The sequence below is a fragment of the Methanoculleus sp. MH98A genome (assembly GCF_000691865.1).
Classification (GTDB): Archaea; Halobacteriota; Methanomicrobia; order Methanomicrobiales; family Methanoculleaceae; genus Methanoculleus.
Window position 1 is genome coordinate 1 of record NZ_JMIO01000126.1, and the last position, 2,326, is coordinate 2,326.

The following is a 2,326-nucleotide window of genomic DNA, read 5'->3' on the forward strand; positions in this document are numbered from 1 at the left end:
GGTGTCAACCAAGTTCACCGAGAGGATGATTCCGGACTCGGTCTGGTTCCGCGATTCCAGGGTGTTCTCTTCCAGTTCCTGTCCGACCACCGCAGAATCGACGAACGAGATCAGGCAGACGACGGGGATCATCGCGAGCAGGAAGTGGAGCATAAACGGGAACGGCGGCCGCAAAGCTCTCTTCACCGTCATCCGGGTACCGCTCCCGCTCCTCATGCACTACCTTCCCCTGGGCAGGATCAATCCCTCAAGGAGGGATATATCTGTAACTATATGGAATGAACAATTTTTAACACAAATGCGCAAATTCGAACACCCCGGTTCACCATAGGGCCCCGCAAAATCCAGCAGCATCTTAGAAAGAAACCGGCTGAAGAAGAAGACGGCGCTCCGAGAAACGGCCGCCGGACCGGCAGGAGCTTGAGAAGATCACACTCTTTGAGTGCGTGCGACGTTTCGCCCGGGGCGCGATCGCGAGCTGGGGCACCGGACGCCCGAATCACGACCGGCGGGAAGAGAACTGAAAAAGAGACGGGCGGGGCCGGATTGCGGCCCCGGATTGTATCGTGGGGCGGTACGGTGATCTTACATCGGGGGCATGCCCATGCCGCCCATGCCGCCCATGCCGCCCATCTCTTCCATGCCAGGGGCGCCCTCGGGCGCGGCAGACTTGGAAGCGGCGATGACGTCGTCGATCCGGAGGATCATGATGGCGGCCTCGGCAGCGCTTGCGATTGCCTGGGTCTTCACCCGCAGGGGTTCGACGACGCCGGCCTTGAGCATGTCGCCGGAAGCGGCATTGAAGACGTCAAGTCCCATGTATTTCGCGTTCGCCCCGCCTTTCTCGTGAGAGGCGCGGAGGGCGACGAGCATGTCGATCGGGTCGAGACCCGCATTCTCGGCGAGGGTTCTCGGGATGATCTCGAGCGCGTTTGCAAACGCCTCGATGGCGAGCTGGGCGCGCCCGCCGACACTTGCGGCGTGCTCGCGGAGCCGAAGCGAGAGCTCGATCTCGGGCGCACCGCCGCCGGCGACGAACTTCTTGTCCTCGACGGCAACGCTGACGACCCGGAGCGCGTCCTCGATGGCACGGTCGAGTTCGTCGACGACGTGCTCGGTGCCGCCGCGGATGACGATCGAGACGGCCTTGGGGTTCTCGCACTCGGTGACGAAGGTCATCTCTTCGCCGGAGACCTTCCTCTCCTCGACGGTGCCTGCCTTACCGAGTTCCTCAGGGGCGATGGCGTCGATGGAACTGACGACTGGCGCACCGGTAGCGCGGGCGAGTTTCTCCATGTCGCTCTTCTTGACACGGCGGATGGCAAAGATGCCGGCCTTCGCAAGGTAGTGCTGGGCGATGTCATCGATGCCCTTCTGGCAGAAGAGGACGTTTGCACCGCTGGAAACGATCTTGTCGACGATGCCCTTGATCATCCGTTCCTCTTCATCGAGGAACATCTGGAGCTGGTCGGGGCTCGTGATGCTGATCTCGGCGTCGACCTCGGTCTTCTTGAACTCGACGGCGGCGTTCAGGAGCAGGATCTTCGCGTCCTTGACGGCACGGGGCATTGCCGGGTGCACGCGCTCCTTGTCGATGATCATGCCCTCGATGATCTCTGAGTCATCGGTGGACCCGCCGACCTTCTTCTCGACCTTCACGAACTCGGTGTCGACGTTGCCGTCGGCATCGGCGACCATCGTGATCGCCTTGACGACGAGCTCGGTGAGTTTCTCCTTTGCAGCCTCAGCGCCCTTGCCGGTCATGGCGGTGTCGGCAATCTTCCTGAGCATCACCATATCGTCGGGCTTGACGTCGACGGCGATCTCATCGAGGATGTCCTGCGCCTTCTCGGCGGCCATGCGGTAGCCGTGGGCGATGACCGTGGGGTGCACGTCCTGCTCGAGGAGATCCTCGGCACGCTTCAGGAGTTCGCCCGCGATCACCACGGCGGTCGTGGTACCGTCGCCGACCTCGTCGTCCTGGGTCTTAGCGATCTCGACCATCATCTTCGCGGCGGGGTGCTCGATATCCATCTCTTTCAAGATGGTCACACCGTCGTTTGTGATGACGACGTCGCCGATGGTGTCGACGAGCATCTTGTCCATGCCTTTGGGTCCAAGCGTTGTCCTTACAGCGCTTGCCACGGCTTTTGCGGCTGCGATATTGCCCGACTGTGCGTCACGACCGCGGGTACGCTGGCTACCCTCTTTTAGAATCAGGATTGGTTGTCCTCCAAGACTTGACATAGGTATCACCGTTGTTAAGCGATAGAAAGGTAGGTTTGTGGTTCTATATATAGTTTTTCACTCGTTTATCATATCTATG

At 60.6% G+C, this 2,326-nt stretch carries 1 protein-coding gene and 1 pseudogene; both read right to left on the reverse strand.

The window, feature by feature from the left end; genetic code table 11:
* Positions 1-192, reverse strand: a pseudogene (locus tag EI28_RS11875) (histidine kinase); the annotation flags it as partial.
* Positions 193-585: 393 nt separating this feature from the next.
* Positions 586-2,247, reverse strand: a complete 1,662-nt coding sequence (gene thsA, locus EI28_RS11880; RefSeq protein ID WP_048115096.1) for a thermosome subunit alpha — start codon at positions 2,245-2,247, stop codon at positions 586-588.
* Positions 2,248-2,326 lie beyond the last annotated feature (79 nt).